Source organism: Streptomyces sp. MBT65 (genome assembly GCF_016612545.1).
GTDB lineage: Bacteria > Actinomycetota > Actinomycetes > Streptomycetales > Streptomycetaceae > Streptomyces.
Window position 1 is genome coordinate 1 of sequence record NZ_JAENRY010000777.1, and the last position, 415, is coordinate 415.

A 415-nucleotide genomic window follows, 5' to 3' on the forward strand; every position below is an offset into this window, starting at 1 on the left:
GCTGCCGGAGCTGACGGTGCTGGTTGACCAGCACCGTCAGCTCCGGCAGCAGCTCACGGTGGCGGCCCAGGCGCAGGTCGGCCTCGATGCGCTGGTCCAGCGCGCACAGCCGGGCCTCCTCCAGACGGCGGGCCTCCATGCCGATCTGGCTGCCGGCCTGCAGACCGGTCAGCGCCGGCCCGCTCCACAGCTCCAGCGCGCCGGCCAGACGGCGGGCCGCTCCCGTGTAGTCCTCCGCGTCCATCGCCCGGTAACCGGTCCCCGCGCGGCGCTCGAACTCCCGGTGGTCGACCGCGCCGCCCCGCGTCTGCAGCCGGTAGCCGCCCGGCACGGTGGCCAGAACGTCCTTGGCCCCCAGCCGCCCTCCGCCGTCCCCGCAGCCGTCCCCGCTCTCCCGCTCCCCCGCTCCCGGCCC

General features: G+C 77.1%; 1 protein-coding gene. It reads right to left on the reverse strand.

The features are described 5' to 3' along the window. The coding region (locus JHN63_RS52065; protein WP_267953889.1) for a BTAD domain-containing putative transcriptional regulator at nucleotides 1-415 on the reverse strand (415 nt) is incomplete at both ends.